We start from the raw sequence: 19,488 nt of genomic DNA on the forward strand, positions 1-19,488 counted from the left end.
TCTACTCCTCCTCTTTAATCGGAAACAGTATTTCTGTAATATACTTTTTAGGATTTCCTTTCAGAAACATTCCCGGCCCTTTGATATAAACTTCCCTAAACGGCGGCCGTAAGGTCAGGTTATTTTCCCGCGAATAATGGTCAATTGCTACATAGGCGTTATTCATCGTTTCATAAGTACCGATATGGGTCACACAAACAGCTTTTATTCGTGGCATTTCTTTTACTGAAATACCATTACCGTTTGGGGTTTCAGCGGTAGGAACGCACAACTCCATTTCACCCATTTTCGATTTCTGATCCATGACATAGTAGCAGAAAAATGGTGCGCCGTTTGCTTTGCCCTGAATAGACTTAAATACATTCGGGAAGACTTTATTTGCTTGGGTGGCGATCCCTTTGTACTTTATAAAGGCTGCTCGAATCGGTTCGATATCTCTAAGTTCAATTTGATAGTCCATTTATTTTTCACCTCGTTCTTTCTTAACTGCAACCCAGACTTCTGCATGGCCGCCTTTTGATCTCTCATCATTTACAGGATAAACTTCTATATCCGGTAGCTCAGCGTATTCATAGCCTGAAACGGGAAGCCACTCTGTAAGAAATCGTTTAAATATGGTCTGAACGGATTCCTTAAAGTGCCCGTTATATTCAAAGATCACCCAAGTAGCGGCAGGTATCTCAAATTCAGTCATGCCTTCAGGTACAGGCTTATCCGTTGGTGCAGCTATGTAGTAATAAATATTCTGCGGATTCGTATAGGCTGTAACGCCGAGAATATAGCACGAATCCTTGTTTGTAAGTCTGCAGATTTCCGAAAACGATGTACTTTTCAGCATTTTGTCCCAAAATACGGGAACAATTTTCTGGTTTTGTTCCATATCCTCTTGTAATGCAGTCCTAACTCCAACAATCCTAATAGGAGATTTTGTCTCAATTCGATACCTCATCCTTTCACCTCCAATAATGTTAATGGAAAAACGAATACGAGGATAGGCGTTTAATGACGTTCCCTCTATACGAGCAGCAGTTGGGGCAATACCATGAACATGTTGAAATGCACGATTGAATGATGTGGGCGAAACATAACCATACTTTGAACCAATATCTATGACTTTCGCATCGCTTACCTGTAATTCAAAAGCTGCTTCTGTCATTCTCCTACGACGAACATAATCAGAAAGCGAAATACCTGCTACATAAGAAAACATTCGCTGAAAATAATAGGTTGAACAACAGGCTATTTTTGCGGCTTCCTTATAGGAAATATCATCTTTCAAGTTGTCTTCTATATAATCAATCGCTTGACTTAATCGCTTTAACCACTCCATATCACCACCCCCTTGTATAAAAGCTTAGCACAATATAAAATATGTACTTCTCTTTTGGTGTCCGGTTTTGTAAACATCAAATAATCCCCAACCTATTCATAGATGGGGATTACCAATTACATAATGAGAATCGACAGGAATAGAGACTGACCAAGATTGTGTATCCATTGAAACTATAAGGAAGATTTACTCATAAGCAAAAAAGAACAAATATTAGTTAATCACTCTTTGAAATAAAATATTGCTATTTTTAATAAAAAGAGAGTATATATCCTCTTGATGGATTTGAAATAAAGTTGCACTGTTTTGAAAAAGTTGAACCGTTTATAAAAAAGTTAAACCATTTTACCCCTTTTCGATTGAAGAGTTCTAAGTGAGTTTTAATCAAACAGTGTGTTCATTTAAAAAGCGAGGAATCCATTTTGATCAATCTTCTTCAAAATGGATTTTTTTATGTGCCCCAGAACGATGATTTGTGGGATATTTTTGATCAAACTTTATTTCAAAGTGACACAACTTTGTTTGGTAATGGAACAATTTTACAGATTAGGAATACGGTTTCATGGCTTTATTATGATTTGCCAACAACAGATTACAGTAACCAAGCTTTTTTCAAGAGATTCACTCCAAGCTGGATTTCACCAAAAGAAAGATTACTAAAGCCAAGTTTAATTAAAGGTTGATCAGTATTATTTTTAATGAAATAGGGCGAAGTAGGATACACTTTAACACCCCCATCGTAGGCGCGTTGGATTAGCTGTTCTTCTGAATGCTTCGTGTGTACTTTGACTAATATGTACAGACCAGACTGTTCGCCAATAATGGATACATTTTGCTCAAATTGTTTTTTTAATAAAGATACTAAATGTTGCATTTTTCGTTTATAAACAAGACGCATGCGCTTAATATGCCGATTCCATTCTCCTTCTTCCATAAATTTAGCCATTGTCAGTTGGCTAAGAAGTGACGTGGTACTCTCGAAATGAAGAAACTGATTTTTATAACGTTTTAAAAGTGGTTGTGGTAACACCATATAGCTTAAACGGAGTCCTGGAAGAAAAGACTTTGAGAAATTTCCGAGATAAATGACCCTTGCCGAATCAATGGAAGCGAGAGCCGGAAATGGTTGTTGCGTATAGCGAAATTCACTATCATAGTCGTCTTCGATAATGTATCCTTGCACTTGGTTAGCCCATTGAATAAGCGTTTGCCGTTGTTGAATCGGCATGCTTACCCCGTAAGGACTATGATGGGAAGGCGTGACATAGATTAATCGAGATTCCATTTGTTCAAGTTTTGAAAAATCAGCACCTGTCTCATAAACGGGTAAAGTTTCAAGCATAAAATGATGGAATTGAAAGGCGTTCCTGGCGCCATCATAGCCAGGGTCCTCTACTGTAATGCTGGGGTAATCATCCTTCAGTATAAGACCAAGATAGATAAGTATTTGTTGCGTACTACTGCCGATAACGATGGCATTTGCATCTGCTTTCATCCCACGAGACTGCAGTAAGTATTCGGAAATTTGTTCACGTAAGCACATTTCACCAAAGTGCTCCCCGTATAGAAAACTCTTTTGGAAAGTTAATACTTGATTGGACATTCTCCTCCAAATTGATAAGGGGAAATGTGTTTGATCTACCACGCCTGCTCGGAAATCAACGCGGACAGGTTTCGCTGATTCTGTTTGTTTTTTGCTGTGGGACTTTAACGCTTCTTGAAATACAAGTGGTTCTAACTCATTGACAAAATAACCTTTTCGACCTTCTCCTCGAATATAGCCTTCAGCTACAAGTTGATCATAAGCCATTAAGGTTGTATTACGACTGACTTGAAGGGAATCTGCAAGATGACGAATGGGAGGTAGTTGCTCATCGGCAAGTATGTCACCTTGCTCAATAAATGATTTAAACTGCTCGTATATTTGTTTGTATTTGGGGGAGTCATTTTTAAAAGCAAAAATGGTATTTTTCACTTAAAATCTCCTTTTGACATGTTAATTTATTTGAAATTGTATCTTATAAAATGTCAATATGTATAATAATATATCCTATATTAGAAGACAATTTCAAATTTATTAAATGTTTAGGAGGGATTGTATGTATATGCCAAAGCATTTTCAAATTATGAAAAAATGTGATTTATGACATGATTAAAGAAACTGGCTTTGCTACGCTTTTTTTTTCAAGCATCAGGGGCATCCCAATACACAAAAGATTAATTGATGAAGGAAGGATTAGAATTATGTTGACACATATTGGTACTTTGAGGGTCGAAACAGAAAGGTTAATTTTAAGAAGGTTTGAATATACAGATGATGAAAGTATGTTGAAGTATTGGGTTAGTGACCCTGCAATTCAGTCAATGTATTCTGAACCCGTTTACACAACAAAGCAGGAGGTTAAAGAACTGCTTAATAAATATATAAGTGCCTATGAAAAAGATGACTACTACAGATGGGCTATTATATTAAAGGAAACAGGTAAATGCATAGGGCAGATTGCATATTTTTTAGTAGATAACCATAATCATTTTGCAGAAGTTGAATACTGTATTGGTAGTAACTTTCAAAGAAAAGGTTTTGCCACCGAGGCTACAAAAGCTGTTATCCAATATGGCTTTGAAAAAATGAATTTACATAAAGTGCAAATATGTCATAAATCAATAAATACTGCCTCTCGCAGAGTTATTGAAAAATGTGGACTTGTTTATGAGGGAGCATTGCGAGATTTCTTCCATATGGATGGACAATATGTAGACAGACTATATTATTCAATTTTGAAAGATGAATTTATGTCAAGACAAAAATAAATTAACTACAAACAATGGAAGCTGCTGACCAGTGCAACAAGTTTAAGTGAAGCGCACAGCCTTATCGAACATCGCGCTTCGTTTAGAGGCGATAAGACGATGTCTCCGCCTAACCTTTTTGTGTATCAGTCGGACATGAACATGACGATCTGAAAGAATATTTATTTCAGGTGTCGTGTTGATAAGCATGTAGGAAAAATGATTGGGAAGAAAGAGCAATGAAACAAGAAATATAAAGATGCGAATATTAAAACAATTCTAAAGGCGTTTGACATATTGCTTACACAAGTGAACCAAAATGGTCAAACGTTATTAAAGAAGCTACATACCAAATTGCTAAGGAAGAGTCCACTTTGATCAATCCTTTTTCAAAATGGATTCTTTCTATATTGCTGTTAATCAGAATCCATTAGTTATTTTTAATCAAACTTTATTCAAAAGCTACGACAGAGCTGCATCAAGCAAATTTTGAGCAATATAGTCCGGTGTTGTTTTTGATAACTTGGAATTGAGCCATTTATAGGCAAAATGATCGCATAGAAATGAGCCACATGATTTCCAATTTTTAGCCCATCTTTCCTATGATAGAAAAGTAACCAGCAATTCTACATAAGGGAGAGGGAAAAAAGGATGATCGATATGGCTCTCTATGATCGTATCAAAATTATGAAGGAGGTTGAAGGCCTTTCTCAACGTGAGATTGCGAGAAATTTAGGGATTTCAAGAAATACGGTGAGTAAATATCTCAAACAGAAGGAGCCTCCGACCCTTGCGGTTCGGCAACGTTCGTACGGGAAGAAAGAATACTCAGAGGAAACTCAACGCATTCTGCCCGTCATCGATCAGTGGCTCCTTGAGGATCAAAAACACTGGGTCAAACAGAAACATACGGCGGCGAGAGTTTATCAACGATTGGTCGAAGAATACAACTTCAAAGGATCTGCCTCTAACATTCGTAAACTCGTTGCTCGGAGAAGGCAAAAACAGAAGGAGGTGTTCATCCCCCTTGAGTTTCAATTGGGCCTTCAATTCCAGTTCGACTGGGGTGAGGCGGATATCATCCTGAGCGGGCGGACGCAGAGAATCTTTTTGTTTTGTCTCCAGCTCTCATCTAGCCGTTTACGTTTTGTCCGAGCCTATGCCCATCAGAAACAGGAGGCTTTTTTGGATGGCTTTGTACACGCTTTTGAATTTCTGGGAGGTGTGCCGGTCGAAGGCCTCTTGGACAATTTGAAAACAGCCGTAGAGAAAATTCTGGAGGGCCGGCATCGCCTGGAACAGGAAGCGTTTATCGCGCTCCAGGCGCATTACGGATTCAAAGCCACATTCGCCAATCCCCGAAGGGGAAATGAAAAAGGCCGGATTGAAGGAACGGTCGGTTATGTCCGGCGTAACACACTCGTTCCTTTTCCAGACGTACAGTCCCTGGATGAGCTGAATGACTACCTTCTGGAGTGGTGCCAGAAAGAAGCGGAACACGTCCGTGTTCCGCATACCGATGAAACGGTGGCCCAGGTTTGGGCCAGGGAAAAGCTGACGCTCCATCCCCTACCGGAAACACCGTTTGAAGCCTGCCAACTGGTGTCCTGTCAGGTCAATCAGCTCTCCTTAATTCATGTGGAAACGAATCAGTATTCCGTTCCTTGCGTTTATGTGGGACAGGCCGTCTGGGTCAAGAAGTTCGTGGATCATCTGGTCATTGTGGCTCAGAATCAAGTGATCGCGGAGTATCCTCGTTCTTACGAACGAAATCAGCTGTTCACCCGTCTGGATCACTATCTGGAGGCGCTTCTGAAAAAACCGCGTGCCATCCGAGATGCGCTCCCCTTTCAGAGTCCGCAGATCCCTGAAGTTTTCCGGCAATTTCACCGCAAAATGCGTGAGGCTGAAGGCGCAGCTGGAGACCGCAAATTTATTCGACTTCTACTCCTTCACCGGGACTTGGGTATGGCCACATTGACCGAGGCACTGACCGAAGCGGAACGAAGGCAGAACTTCACGTACGAAGCGGTTTATGAAATCATTCAACAGGTGACCGGCAATGTGACTCGCCTGGCTGGCCAAACTTCGGAAGCCCTGCAGGGCTACAAGGTGAAAGTGACCGATATTAGTCAATACCGACAACTGGTAAGGGGGTGAACGAATGACCACGGAACTTTTATTAGATCATCTGACACGTCAGCTTAGAATGCCAACTCTGGCCAAACAGTACCGGTCTCTGGCACGAGAAGCGGAAGAACATAATCTGCGTTACGAGGACTACCTATTGGCCTTGCTTGAAGCTGAAGCTCAGAGCCGGGAAGAGAATCAGCGTCAGAGACGATTGAAACAGGCCCGCTTTCCCGTGCATAAAACGCTGGACACCTATGATTTCAGCCTGATGCCCAGTTTAAACCGAAATCATTTTCTTACTCTGGCGAAAGGTGAGTTCGTTCAAAAGAAAGAGAATGTGATCTTTCTCGGCAACAGCGGTACCGGAAAGACCCATCTGGCGATTGGCCTGGGTATTGAAATGATTCAAAACGGTTTTAAAACCAAATTTATCACGGCGTCTGAATTAGTCGAAGAGCTGCTTACAGCCTATGAGGAGCAGAAATTAAATGCGCTAGAGAAAAAATGGTTGAAGTTGGATGTGGTCATTGTAGATGAACTCGGCTATGTCCCCTTCTCCAAAACCGGGGCTGAGCTTCTGTTCCAATTCTTCTCAAGCCGATACGAGCGGGCCAGTCTGATTCTGACAACCAATCTGGAATTTAATGAATGGACGAGCTTGTTTGGCGATGAAAAGATGACTGCCGCACTCCTTGATCGGGTCACGCATCGCTGTCACATTCATCTGCTTAATGGGGAATCCTACCGATTCAGGCAGAGTATGAAACGGCAAGAAGACAAAGGGTAAGCCTGGAATTAGCGAAGGTTTAAGGGGGCAATGGCCCTCCCCGGGCCATTGCCCCCTTAAACCCATATTATCCCATTAATGGTATTTCAGTTTCATAAAGTGGCTCACTTTTAATGTGATCACTCTGGCTCAATATCATATTGACAAAAACAGGTGTAACATTTTGTTTCTTTTTTCTTGAAGAGATCTTCTTCCCTTTCCTGTCAGTACTAAGATTTTCATCAGACCAACCGGCCAACATATTATTTCGCCCAGTATCTCCAATAAATTCTGTTTCTGTTAGGTCAAGATTATACTTTTGCGCTGCTTGAAGCAGCAGTCCAGGTTTTGGCTTACGGCACGAACAGTGCTCATCCGGACATGCGGACAGATAAAGGCGTCATCAAATCCATACAACGTAAATTCGTTGTAGAAATCTTTTACTGACACTTGTCCCTTACTTATTCTTGTTTGATTCGTGCAAGCAAATATCTTTATATGATGAGTTTTTAATAAGCTGAATGTTTCTCTGCTAAATAATTCCAACATTATGTTTATTTTTATCTTAATTATTTTTTTGAACTATATAGTCTATATATCCTTGTTTTATTTTTTTACCTTCATATATTCTCTCTAAAATCCTATTTTCTTTAAATAGTATTTTCATGTCTATAAAGTGTGTTTCAGCCTCTTCACTATCATAATAAGTATGGATAACTTTCTCGTCTCCTTCACTCTGCAAAAATTCTCCTTCTCCCAATTTATCACCGTGTCCATAACGACAATCATTTATCGAAAGAAAATTTATAAAACAAATTCCTCCTGGTCTTAAGACTCTTTTTATTTCATCTATAGCCTTTGCAATATCCTCTTTTTTCATATGAAAAATAGTATTATATGAATAAATATAACTGATTGATTTATCTTCAAAAGGAAGTTCTCTAATATCTCCTTTTGAAATATTAAGTTCAACATTATGCTCTTTAGAAAAAGTTTTAGCCATTTCAATTTGTGAATGGCTTATTTCAATTCCATATGTCTTATATCCGTATTCTAAAAAAAGGGCAAGTGGTGGGCAGTTTCCTCCTGCTCCACAATCTAATATGTTCTTCTCTAAATTAATCTCATTGCAATAATTTAAAAATTTATATAACTGTGTTTGTCTATATATAACTTTCATGGAACCCTCCGTTTGTTAATTTAAATATTTCTTCAGATTACTATTAACTTATAAACTGAGAGATCAACCGTAATATAATTTATTTATGCGAATGTGATCTAAGGCACAAAAAAGCTATTTAGCATGCATATATTTATATATTTTAGTTTTTTTGATCTATCTATGATATACCTTTAATTAATCTACCGACCTGCTTATTTGGCTTTTCAACGAACATATTATATAACTTTTCGCTGAAAACAAGATACCTTTTCAAATAGTTAAAATATAATTCAAGTGTTTCGCCTGTAACCATGGGAAGATCATCGTCTTCACCTTCTTTCCCCTTTGAAGCGGAATCCTTCAATATTCCTTAGTCGCTTCCCCTTGCATCTTCCATCTGATGACCTCTTTCCTCTAATTTCAGAAAGGACATTCACGAAGCAATTAAAGATTGAACGCCTTCTGAATCAAAAGGATATAACTATTCCTCATCTTTCACTGAACGTTTTCCAGGAGCACACAACACTCGATGTGCGTAGAATGCAGTGTGTAGCTAGATAGTCAATATGAGTTAGTGGAATTCACCTTTAAATGTATCTTTTATTACACCACTGCACACATGGTGGTGTTTTTGAGTTGATTTTTTTTAATAAAAATCTAGGACATCTTTTATTTGTGACAATTCCTTTTGTATATCCTCTCTATCGATTTCAGAAAATCGAAAACTATTATAAACTTTATATTTATCGGAAAGTAATATGCTTCGTAAAATCATATAACTGCACAATCCAAAATCTCTTCTTATTCCTTTTATCCCTAGCTCTTTAAACTCTTGGTACTTACTAGAATCAAAATCAACAAAAAGAGATTTCCATAACCATTCTAAGAATTCGCTAAAAATAAAATGCGAAACGTTAGATTGAGCTATCTCATCACTCAACTCATCAATGAACTTATTTTTATTAAGCTCACTTAAATTTTCACCGAATGGTACTTGATAAATTCTATCCTTCCAAATCTTAAATTCATCACTTGTCATATTTTTAGACTGAGAACGTTCTACATATGCTAAATGGAATATTAATACAACAATAATATTTTTATATTTTATAGAGTTTAATAATAATTTAAGTTGAGGAGCAGAAAAACCATGTCCACTCATTAATATACTGTAGCTATATTTTTCTGCTTCGTTCAAAATAAACTGATTGCAATGCTTTGAATATAATTCCTTATTGATTTCTTCCAAACAAGCACTGTTTTGACCCTCAGTTTCTAATACACAGTCAAATAAAGCTTCAAATACTTCCGATACGTAATTCTGATTCTTAATCAAACCATCAATGTTGTTTAATGTATCCAGAATTGTATATATATCAGTTCTATACTCTAAATGTTCGTAATTTTTGGTGTTATTAAATATTCCCTTTAAATTATCTACTATCTTTGAAATGCATAGATTTTTAACTTCTTTGTTATTATAGATGGTATGAATTTTAGATGTGGCATAAGCCCCCCAAAAGGTATTTTTATATATTTTATTTAAATCTTTACTTTGATTCACAAACTTCTTTTCCAAATTATACAGTCTTATTAGATCCCAATTTGCAATTTGAACTATAGCTGATGGAGAATATTCAAAAAAATTAGATTGTTCTATACTATTCCACTTACCTGTGTAGTACCATCTAATTTTTTCTAAATATCTACTAAGTACAAATGATTTAATATAATTCCAGTATTTTTTGTTTGTACTATTTGAATTCACGAATTTATCAATTTTTTCAAAATTATTCTCCATAACAGTTATCTCTTTTACAAATACCAACTCTAAATACTTTTTAAATTCTGCTTCAGTATTTTTAACCTCGTATGCTCTGTTAAAAATAAAATCTGTTAATTCGCTAGAGCTTGCTGCCTCTCCATTATAAGAATTAAAAAGATAACCAAAGCTTACTTTTAATACTTTATCAAATTCACGAGTAAAGTATTTTTTTATTTCCATTTCTATCCTAATTTTTGCAATCCAATTCTCTGATTGATAGATATTACTCATCCGAAATATATTTTTTGCCTGATAGATGGACTCAATCAATATGGCAGCACAATAAATGCAAATCATTATCATAATGGATAACCAAATAGAGTATAAACTACTACCTATTACTTTCAAATTATCAATGACGCTATTTAGCATACCGTATTCATAATGATAATTTGAAGCAATTTTCAAGACTGGAATAATAATTAGTGACCAAAGAAATAATTTAATATGCATTTCATTAAATCTTTTAATCCAAAAATTATCATATAGGTTTCTTTTTAAATTATATCCCAAATAGAAATTTTCTTTTTTGCTTGAATCCACAGTAACACTTTGTAAAAACGTTACTATAAAAGTCAATATTGTAACCAACCCTGCCGAAAAAAGAAACATTTCCTTTCCACTTAACTTATATATATCCACTTTATTTATACAGAAATACACAGCAGTTGCCATCCAAATAGAAATATTTATTAGCGGATGGATCATAATATCAATAATAAATGTAACTAATTGTACTAACCTGGAAACAAGCTTGTATGCAATAAACCACGCAAAATATTTTATTTTTTCGACCATAATTTAGTAGCTTACCCCTTCTTCGAACTATACTTCTTATTCTTTCTCTTCGTGACTTCACCATCTGAAACCACATTACTCCTCATAGTCTTTTCTACCTGTACTGCATCAAAGACTTCTTGCGTAGTGATAGCTTCATGATTATCTTTGGATAATAATAGTTCTCTTGGCTGACGGAATCTAATAATTTTGCTGATCGGATTTATTTCTCATTACTCAAGCTCTTATTATAAGCACCTTTGAGCACCCTACTTCTTTACTCTTGTCATTAATACTACCTTCTTAACGTGGGACAGGACTGCTATAAGAGGGCAATTTATTGGCCTCGTTTTGGTTATAAGGCTATAATTTATCAGATGTATGTCCTGCTTTTGCATTTTTTCTCAGAGGCTTAATATGGTTGACAAACATTTGTGTTGTTTAAGGAATTCTTAACTGAAAGAGTTTTGAAGGCGTACAGCCGATCCTTTGTCTCAAATCAAGAAGATTAAAGATACATATATTTCGAATATGATAATGTTACATATTATCATTTATCCATTACTGGGAGAGTGTGTTCAACTAAATTAATTCCTATTGTTGATACTGTATATTTTCCATCCTTCCTAATTAAATAGCCATATCTTGATCCAGTTGCATCAGTTAAATTTTGTTGCAAATTTTCTGGTATTTTGTAAGAAGCAATAGACTTGTAACAAGTATAAATATGATCTATCGTAATTTCCTTTTCATTTAAATAATTTTCAATAAAATAAACAAATATCGTTGTTTTTTGCATATTATTTTTAGGTTTCTTTTGATCAAGAAATTGTTGTAATGTAAAACCTTCTTTAGAGATTAAGTTTAAATCTTTTATGAGTCGAAGCGAAGTTACATTTGACTTTTTCTTGGATCTGTTTTTTGTAGAGTTTGCACTTTTCTTATTTTTGTTTGGATCATAAGATTCAACATATGCAATCCCATCGGCAGTTAACTCATACTGTTTCGGAGCTTTGTTCTCCGCATTAGGAGCATCCATTATCAATCCCTTTTTAATCAACGTTCCTAACAGTACGCTGTAATTTGAATACTCGCTCCTTCTTGCATCTGAATAATATCGTTTTACATCTTCAGATGAGAACATGCGAGTGCTATTTTTCCCCTCATCAAAATATATTGCAATTAGTGTGAAGTCTTGGTCATTCAGTACACCATATTTTTTAATAAATGAAGATAAACTTACCCTTGATAAATCTTCATCTAAAGCAGTACTACGAACTGTTGACTCATCTATATCAATTGGTAAAAGCTTTCGATGACTTTCATCTTCAAAATATGATTTTTCTCTTATCACCCCACGTGTACGTGCTATTGCATCAACAGCAGCCGGAAGAAGTGCATTTAAAAAAACATTTCTCTCACGTTCGACGACTTCGGCAGATCCATCCGCTTCAAACTCAATTTCTCCAATTTTAAACTTCACATGGTTTTCCATTGTTATGCTCCTCCTTATTACATAAGTCCAGATTTATTATAAAGTTCTTCTAACATTACGCGATAACTAAGCTTAATATCATCAATGTCCTTTCTGCCAGCAGAATATGTAATATTATGTGCTGAAAAATTACCAACTTTTCTAAACGTATCAAACTCGTTTTTAATTCGTGACAGCTTTAGTATTTTGTTACTTTTTGCATTTCTTATAATTTTGTCAAGCATGAGATATCCCGAACCAGAAGGATCTCTGATTTCATCATCAATATGTAATTTCTGATATGAAAGTACAAGCATAACTTCAAATAATCGTCGCATTAATACAGCACAAGCATCATAACAGTTATATGCATATGAATGATTGATTTGCATTATTAAACGATCTATATATTTGCGCTTACCACAAAATTTGTCTTCATCTATAATTTCACTTGATGATTCTATCGTTTCTGTATCGTTCCATGACACCCCAATTTCTTTTTCAAGTTTTTGAAGAATAGCGGGTATAAATTCGAGGACGTTTTTTGTATTCTTGACAGGAAACAATACTTTGTCTTTGCTCTTTGTAAGTTTTTCCTTAAGTCGAGAAGAGTTGGGAATATTAAATCCGCATTTTTTCATTAATTCTGTAATTATTACCATAGTGAACTTCGATTCACCGGTTTCTTTATAATGATAAAAGCACAACAGCTTAGCACGTTCTACTTCTTTTTTGTTTTTCAGATCAGCTAACTCTATAAAATCAAATATTTGCATATAATTTCCTCTTAATTTAATTATTCTATTTTCAATAAATAATGTAAGGATCGGTGACAGGAAATCAGAAGAAGGATATGCACTCTACCAATACTTTTATTGAAAAATCACCACGCCTTTTCTTCGCATCCTTACACGTCTGCCCATTAAGCCCCAAAACACTTGGTAACGATACTTAATCACCCAGATCGCGTAATATTTAATGTCATAAACCGCATGACCACTTTTCTAATAGCCGTCCATTACTTTTCACCTTTTAAAAAAGTATAAAAATAAAAAAATATGGCTAAAAGTAAATAATACCTAAGTCGGTAGGTCTAGCACCTGTTTCTTAAACTAAATAATCAGTACTTTATAATCATTAATGTTATTTTACAACAAAAAAAGCATAGATCATAGTAAATATGACAAATTATAGGTACTATTCACTCAATCCATTTCAACAACTACTCAATTAGTAAATACCTTGAAAAAGGAGTGAACGTCATGACCTACTGGAACCAATCCATTCCCCAAATCACCAATGATCAAAGAATCGAAATATATGAGGGTATATGGAATAAACCAATAAAAAAGGTAGCAAAAAAGTATGGCATCTCAGATACTACTCTAAGAAAAAGATGTGGGCTGTATGGAATTCCTCTTCCATGTGCAGGTTACTGGGCAAAAAAGAATTATGGAAAAGACGTTAAAGTTACACCACTGCCACCTGTTGCTAACCATTCAAAAGTTTATGTAACCAACTATCATTTGAAATTTATTTCTGGATTAGACGATTATAGTTATGATGCCCTTCAAAATCTAAATCCGTTAGAAATTTTGTCTGATTCTTCAAGATCCCTTCTCACTCAAAAATTACAGAAGGTGGGTGTTTTTGTTAATCCTGATACCTATCATGAATACATAAAGAAGCAAATCCAAGATGATAAGAACAAGAAATTAAAAGCGGAGGCATTAAGCAAATTATCGAAAAAAAGGATCCAGTCCCTTACTGTTCATGACCGCATAAGGCGCTTTCAGAAGCCGTCGCTTCTCATTCTTCACCCATGAAATGCTTGCCTTCAATGTGTTGCCGTTTTTTTAATCCACGGCAAAGGTTCCATCTGCCTCCGTAAACAAAAAATCCGGCTGCCGCTCTCCATCAAAGTCTCCATGGGCAACTTGGATCGCACGCTCATGACCCTTCTTTTCTTGAGCTTCGCCGACGGCGTGAACACAACGCATGACCGTGGTGTGACTCATTTGAACTTGAGTCCAATTCGCTAAGGGTTTCACAACCTCCCGACAGGTCATATGGCTCGCTAAAGTCGCGGTTTCATTCACCATGGGGCGAGTACCGCATTGTGTTTTCTCAATTCCAGAAGGTCGTCAAACAGATAACACGCGTGACTCTCAAAGTTCACCAAACACGTGTGATATACAACGTCACGGGTCCAAATAGAAATTGAAACACCCGTTGATCCTTATGGCTGTCTACTTTCCAGCCCTACGCCTGTTTCTCATGGGTAATCGTCTGATCAAGTAAAGAAAAATCCCTTTCAACACTCCGCCTAATGAATTGATACATATAAGATGGCCGATTCCTCAAACGCCAAAAGATTCGTTTGGTTCTTCCAAATTTCTAATAAATCTTCTATACTATCCATGTGAGAAGGCTTTTATTCCTGATGCATTCACCTTGGTCGGTACAGAATAAGGAGCCTTATCCTTTTCGTCCAGTCAAAAAAGGATAAGGGACACGTTCACATTCCAGTGGTTCATAAAGGTAAATATTATGAACCACAAAACCAAATCCGATACCGGTGAAACAAGGACGAACGCTCCTACACTTTCTACATTTCTTCTTCAATAACAATAAGCCTTGAATCTCTTAGTTTACAGTTGTATGAATATTTACTTTTTTTCATTTCCCCTGCAAAGCATAAATAAAAGATTTGTGCATCTTCTTTCTCAGTCGGAATTACATCAAGCACGTCATTTAAATAATTATAAACATTTGTGGATATAGAGAGGTCACAAATTAGTTTTCTGCTATCCAAATTTAGAATTTTTAAGTAATATACTTTTACTCCCATCTCTCCACTTGGAATATATTTATAGAGATACAATGCACATTTACCATAATATATTTTAGTGTTATCTATCTCGTCATCAAACGTTCCCGAATACAAACTTTTATGTGGTAGATATTTTTTCTTATTTCCTTCTGTTGTAATATTGAAAAAATCTTTTTTGTGCCTTCCTTTAGAGTTTGCTCCTGAAGACTCCACATCTCCTAACTTATTAGTGCTTTTAAGCATTTTGTTCATACAACATACTAATCGATTTTTCATGTCTGTATCATTCAAATCTTTATAAAATGTTTTCGTTTCTCGTTTACTGGCTTTTTCAAGCCTGTAAGAACAAGCATCATCATGCTTGTCCATATCAGACTCAATCACTTTGAAATACCTGCGTTCATTTCCCTTAGCAACTGTAAGGGGTGCTAAGTTGCAAAGAGGGCAAAACATATGTCCTTCATATTTTTCAATGGCTTCTTGATGGTTTTCATCATATAGATCCCAATAAACACTTGCAGGATAATTTTTGTCGTTTTCAAAATAAAATTCTTCATATTTGCTCTTCACTTAGTCACCAACTTTCCTCTTATGGCCAATAGTCTAAACAATGTTGCGAAGTGTCCATATGATGTTGCTTGATAAGTTTTCGTAACCCCACTAACACAGGTGTTTTATACGATTAGTGTAGTTCTCCAAATTACCCAAACCCCATCTTTCAAGAGTTTTTCACATCTCACTCAGATATCCTAGACATCAACACCATGCACCCCACATGTGACAGGGCTGTTATAAGAGGACAATTTATTGGTCTCGTTATGGTTATGGGGGGACAATTTATCAGTGGCATGTCTTGCTTTAGCATTTTTTCTCAGTGGCTTAAATTTCTTGCCATTCAAATGATTTTTCAGGCCCATTTTATAGACAAAGGTGAGTTGTGCCGGATCTTTATTGCCGTCTTCATCATAACCGCCGACAATAACTTTCTCTACGATGCTCTCAAAAGTAAATCGATCAAATTGATTCAGCGCCTTATTCTGTTCTAGGGTCTTCTTGAATTCCTTCAAACGTTGCTTAATGTCCTTCTCATGGCCGGCTGTTTCCTGAAGTTTCTGTTGCTCGCTTGAAAGCTGTTCCTGCTTTTCAATCAATGCAGCATACTTTGGCTCGTACATTTCTTTCCCGATGGTTGCTTCCAGAAGCATGTCCACCAGCTTGTTTTTCTTACTCTCGGCAGTAGCGATCTCTTTCTCTAACGCAGCAAGCTGTTTATTCACCGTGCTACTGCTTAACGTTTCGTCTATTCTTTGAAGAAATTCATTCAATAGTTCTTTGTCATCGCTGCAAAGCAAACGATAACTTTCAACAAAAGCATCCTCAATCGCTTTTTCGGATATACCCTTGCTATCCGGACAAAACTTCTTGCCTTTTTTGGTTGCTGCGACGCACTGCCAGATCACCTTGTTGTACTTGGAACCACTATGCCAGTGACGTCTTGATAAATTGCTGCCACAGAAGCCGCATTCCAGCAGACAGCTGAACGCATATTTCCGGCTGAATTTTTCTCGCTTACCAACTCCTGTCGTCCGCGCGCTGTTTCTCTTATTAAGAATCCTTTGGGCGTTTTCAAAAACTTCTTCACAAACAATCGGCTCGTGATGATGACGAATGTAAAATTGATCCTCTTCGCCCATATTTTCGAGTCGTCGTTTTGAAATCGGATCAACCGTAAATGTCTTACCGAGTAATAAATCTCCTTTATACTTCTCGTTCTTAATAATCCCGAGCACTGTCGTCGGTACCCATGTTGCACTTCCATGTTTCGTCTTGTAACCAAGGTTCTCCAATTCATGCCCGATCACGGAGCCACCGGCACCCTCAACATATCGGTTGAAAATATATCTGACAATCTCTGCTTCTTCTTCATTGATGGTAATCGTCTTATCTTCCGGATGATAGTCATAGCCGAGGCAACCTTGAAAGCCGACCAATTCCCCACGCTTCATTTTCATTTTTAAGCCTTTTTTGACGTTTGCGGAAATGTTCTCCACTTCCTGCTGAGCTACCGAACTGAGTACAACAAGCAGAAGTTCCCCATCCATGGTCAGCGTATTGATCTTTTCATCCTCAAAATAGACAGCGATGTTCTTTCCCTTCAACATCCGAACATATTTCAGCGTATCCAATGTATTCCTGGCAAATCTTGAAATGGATTTGGTAATGACCATATCAATGTCACCATTCATACAGTCATTAATCATACGCTGAAAATTTTCACGTTTCGTTACTTGCGTCCCCGTAATAGCTTCATCTGCATAGATATCAACTAGAACCCATTCTTTCTTCTGGTTAATCAAATCCGTGTAATAACTCACTTGTGACTTGTAACTATTCAGCTGGTCTTCATCGTTCGTACTGACCCGACAATACGCAGCCACACGCAAACGCTCGATGGATTTGCCACGTAAACGCTTTGACAAACCACTTGTTGCTTTTATCACTTCGACTTCCTGCATATAACTCACCTCTTTTTGTGTCCCCATTATATTTTAATAATATTATCCAGGGATTCACAATTCAAACGGTTATATCTGAAAATATTCTATAGTCCTTCATTAACCGGTTTTTCACAAGTTGGTATTCTTTTTGAGAAATCAATTCACTCGAAAGCAGTTGATTTAACATAGCCAGCTGCATACTGTATCGAATCAACTTTTCATTTTTCTCCACTCAAAAACCTCCTTGTTTCTAAAAAATCTAAGCAAATCGGACGGCTTTGGCAAGCGCCACAGGAGTTTCACCTTATCCCATTCTCGTGGGGTACCGCCCAATGTCGTGCAGACGTTCAAGGCGGGTGTATCATTATACCGATCAGCAGGTCTTGGCAGTGATCTTGCCAAAGGTCACTTGCGGTTCACTGGAAGAGTCGCTCATCTCAAATTATTATATTTGGAGATCATGGCGTTCCAATCCGCTGGCTCGCTGCATATCGAATGTGTCCGATTGCTCTATACTACGTGCCATACAAGGCGCGTTTTCTTTTTCAAAGAACGGGAATAGGCCTTGTCAGCCTATCGAAGCATGCTGAGTAAAGTTTTAGTAAGAAGACAATTCACCGTCAAAAAATAAATATGGTAAGTTGTCTGCTCAACATTCTCCTTAAGATGGATGAAGGATAGCTTACTGAAATGTACGCGTCCTTCTTCTAAAGAGAACTCATTGCCCCTTGCTCACAATGACTCTCACCGAGAAGAGGATATTTGTTGCAAGATTAAATACGAAAGTCGGGTTGAACTAAAAAGTAAGTGCTAAATACCCCCCCATCTACGTAAAATCACCACCTCTCAAATATGAAAAATCCCTCATTTTGAGGGATTGAGAAAATTAATATTTATTTTAGCAACTTTATACTTTTCAAATTCTTTTAATCTTTTAACCAAATCGTCATATGGTAAATTCGTAATATTTAGGTTCAGCTTATCCTTGTTTTTCTCCAATTCATCATCGTTATTTAAATTAGTAACAATAGGTAACCCCATAATTTTAGCTTTATTCAAAAGTTCAAAGTAAGGAGTACATTTTGAAAAAAAATCTTCATGTATCGAAACTAAAGCAGCTTGATATAGCCTAAACATACAACCAGTAAAAGTCTTTAATACTGGCATAACAGGTAATCTTTCCGGTTTTCTTTTAAGATCTTCTAAAACCACTGGTTTCCAATCAAAATTTGCATTCAAAAGTATGTTTTTTTGAAAATCGATTCTTAATTCGTCAGGCTGACCCACAGATTGCTTAAAATTTATATGAAGAGTTTGCTTTCCTATGTGTTGAGTAAAGTTTCTAAATTGATATAAAAACCTATATTCAAACCGTTCTTCATACTCCTTATGAGTTGCTTCTTTCCAAATTAAAAAATTTTCCCCATCTTCTCCATAAACGTTTTTTAGAAGTGCTTCGGTATGATCAATAAACATTTTTGCACTCGAAAGGTAATTAATCAGTAATCTATTAAAATTGAGAGAAACATCCTTTAATTTTTCATAAGTGTTTAATTTTTGCTTATTTAAGTATTGATAATAATTATAGATGTCAGTAGAATTATTGATCGACATTAAAAACAATAATTGAATTCCATCAAAAATATTCGTTTGATTCTTTAGGCAATCAAAGATATCTTGATCATGTTTACTCACTTTCCTCAATAGTATCAATTCCTTGTTCCTGAAATACCCTAGCTTTTTAATCATTCAAACGATCCTCTCAACTATCAATTTTTGACTATTAGACCAACAAAAATCAGCCATAAACCGGATAAAACCACGCATTTGCATCGTTACGGCTCATCGGGAAGACACTCTATCGAAGGATTGCTATAAGAGAATATGTGTCCGCTATAAT

16 protein-coding genes are annotated in these 19,488 nt (G+C 36.6%); 4 read left to right on the top strand and 12 right to left on the bottom strand.

Annotated features, from left to right (window positions below; all coding sequences use genetic code 11):
* Position 1 precedes the first annotated feature (1 nt).
* The 3 genes from COP04_RS17450 to pdxR form a co-directional block, all read right to left on the bottom strand.
* Positions 2-460, bottom strand: coding sequence for a GyrI-like domain-containing protein (locus tag COP04_RS17450; protein ID WP_100489189.1), 459 nt, complete (start codon positions 458-460; stop codon positions 2-4).
* Positions 461-1,330: an AraC family transcriptional regulator gene (locus tag COP04_RS17455; protein WP_100489190.1), complete on the bottom strand. Its 870-nt coding sequence runs from the start codon at positions 1,328-1,330 to the stop codon at positions 461-463.
* A gap of 592 nt (positions 1,331-1,922) precedes the next feature.
* A complete protein-coding gene (gene pdxR, locus COP04_RS17460; protein ID WP_100489191.1) occupies positions 1,923-3,305 on the bottom strand; it encodes a MocR-like pyridoxine biosynthesis transcription factor PdxR in 1,383 nt (460 codons plus the stop codon).
* A 173-nt stretch (positions 3,306-3,478) separates the two neighbouring features.
* Between pdxR and COP04_RS17465 the strand changes: the two genes are divergently transcribed.
* The 3 genes from COP04_RS17465 (at position 3,479) to istB (ending at position 7,040) form a co-directional block, all read left to right on the top strand.
* Positions 3,479-4,141 (top strand): GNAT family N-acetyltransferase, encoded by a 663-nt coding sequence (locus COP04_RS17465; RefSeq protein ID WP_204988053.1) that lies wholly within the window; start codon positions 3,479-3,481, stop codon positions 4,139-4,141.
* 630 nt (positions 4,142-4,771) lie between these two features.
* The gene (gene istA / locus COP04_RS17470) at positions 4,772-6,280 is read left to right on the top strand and encodes an IS21 family transposase (protein WP_100486864.1); all 1,509 of its coding nucleotides are present in this window, start codon (positions 4,772-4,774) and stop codon (positions 6,278-6,280) included.
* A gap of 4 nt (positions 6,281-6,284) precedes the next feature.
* Positions 6,285-7,040, top strand: a complete 756-nt coding sequence (istB, locus tag COP04_RS17475) for an IS21-like element helper ATPase IstB (protein WP_100486865.1) — start codon at positions 6,285-6,287, stop codon at positions 7,038-7,040.
* 544 nt (positions 7,041-7,584) lie between these two features.
* Here istB and COP04_RS17480 read toward each other — a convergent pair.
* The 4 genes from COP04_RS17480 to COP04_RS17500 all read right to left on the bottom strand — a co-directional run bounded on the left by COP04_RS17480 (position 7,585) and on the right by COP04_RS17500 (position 13,033).
* Positions 7,585-8,199, bottom strand: a complete 615-nt coding sequence (locus tag COP04_RS17480; RefSeq protein WP_100489193.1) for a class I SAM-dependent methyltransferase — start codon at positions 8,197-8,199, stop codon at positions 7,585-7,587.
* Positions 8,200-8,827: 628 nt separating this feature from the next.
* Positions 8,828-10,804, bottom strand: a complete 1,977-nt coding sequence (locus COP04_RS17490; RefSeq protein WP_100489195.1) for a hypothetical protein — start codon at positions 10,802-10,804, stop codon at positions 8,828-8,830.
* 529 nt (positions 10,805-11,333) lie between these two features.
* Complete coding sequence (locus tag COP04_RS17495) at positions 11,334-12,278, bottom strand: hypothetical protein (protein ID WP_100489196.1); 945 nt, start codon at positions 12,276-12,278, stop codon at positions 11,334-11,336.
* A gap of 17 nt (positions 12,279-12,295) precedes the next feature.
* Positions 12,296-13,033, bottom strand: coding sequence for a DUF4145 domain-containing protein (locus COP04_RS17500; RefSeq protein ID WP_100489197.1), 738 nt, complete (start codon positions 13,031-13,033; stop codon positions 12,296-12,298).
* 486 nt (positions 13,034-13,519) lie between these two features.
* On the opposite strand from COP04_RS17500, the gene COP04_RS17505 reads away from it, so the two are divergent.
* Entirely contained in the window at positions 13,520-14,083 is a 564-nt protein-coding gene (locus COP04_RS17505) for an RWP-RK domain-containing protein (protein ID WP_100489198.1), read from the top strand.
* Positions 14,084-14,113: 30 nt separating this feature from the next.
* On the opposite strand, the gene COP04_RS17510 is transcribed toward COP04_RS17505, so the two are convergent.
* The 5 genes from COP04_RS17510 to COP04_RS17530 all read right to left on the bottom strand — a co-directional run bounded on the left by COP04_RS17510 (position 14,114) and on the right by COP04_RS17530 (position 19,337).
* Positions 14,114-14,275 (bottom strand): hypothetical protein, encoded by a 162-nt coding sequence (locus COP04_RS17510; RefSeq protein ID WP_157800367.1) that lies wholly within the window; start codon positions 14,273-14,275, stop codon positions 14,114-14,116.
* Between the two features lie 590 nt (positions 14,276-14,865).
* A complete protein-coding gene (locus COP04_RS20075; protein ID WP_193437432.1) occupies positions 14,866-15,660 on the bottom strand; it encodes a hypothetical protein in 795 nt (264 codons plus the stop codon).
* 179 nt (positions 15,661-15,839) lie between these two features.
* The gene (locus COP04_RS17520) at positions 15,840-17,606 is read right to left on the bottom strand and encodes a recombinase family protein (protein ID WP_100489200.1); all 1,767 of its coding nucleotides are present in this window, start codon (positions 17,604-17,606) and stop codon (positions 15,840-15,842) included.
* A gap of 61 nt (positions 17,607-17,667) precedes the next feature.
* Positions 17,668-17,820 (bottom strand): SHOCT domain-containing protein, encoded by a 153-nt coding sequence (locus tag COP04_RS17525; protein ID WP_338062858.1) that lies wholly within the window; start codon positions 17,818-17,820, stop codon positions 17,668-17,670.
* 632 nt (positions 17,821-18,452) lie between these two features.
* Positions 18,453-19,337: a hypothetical protein gene (locus COP04_RS17530; RefSeq protein ID WP_100489201.1), complete on the bottom strand. Its 885-nt coding sequence runs from the start codon at positions 19,335-19,337 to the stop codon at positions 18,453-18,455.
* Positions 19,338-19,488: the final 151 nt, after the last annotated feature.

It is taken from the genome of Sporolactobacillus pectinivorans (genome assembly GCF_002802965.1).
Lineage (GTDB): Bacteria > Bacillota > Bacilli > Bacillales > Sporolactobacillaceae > Sporolactobacillus > Sporolactobacillus pectinivorans.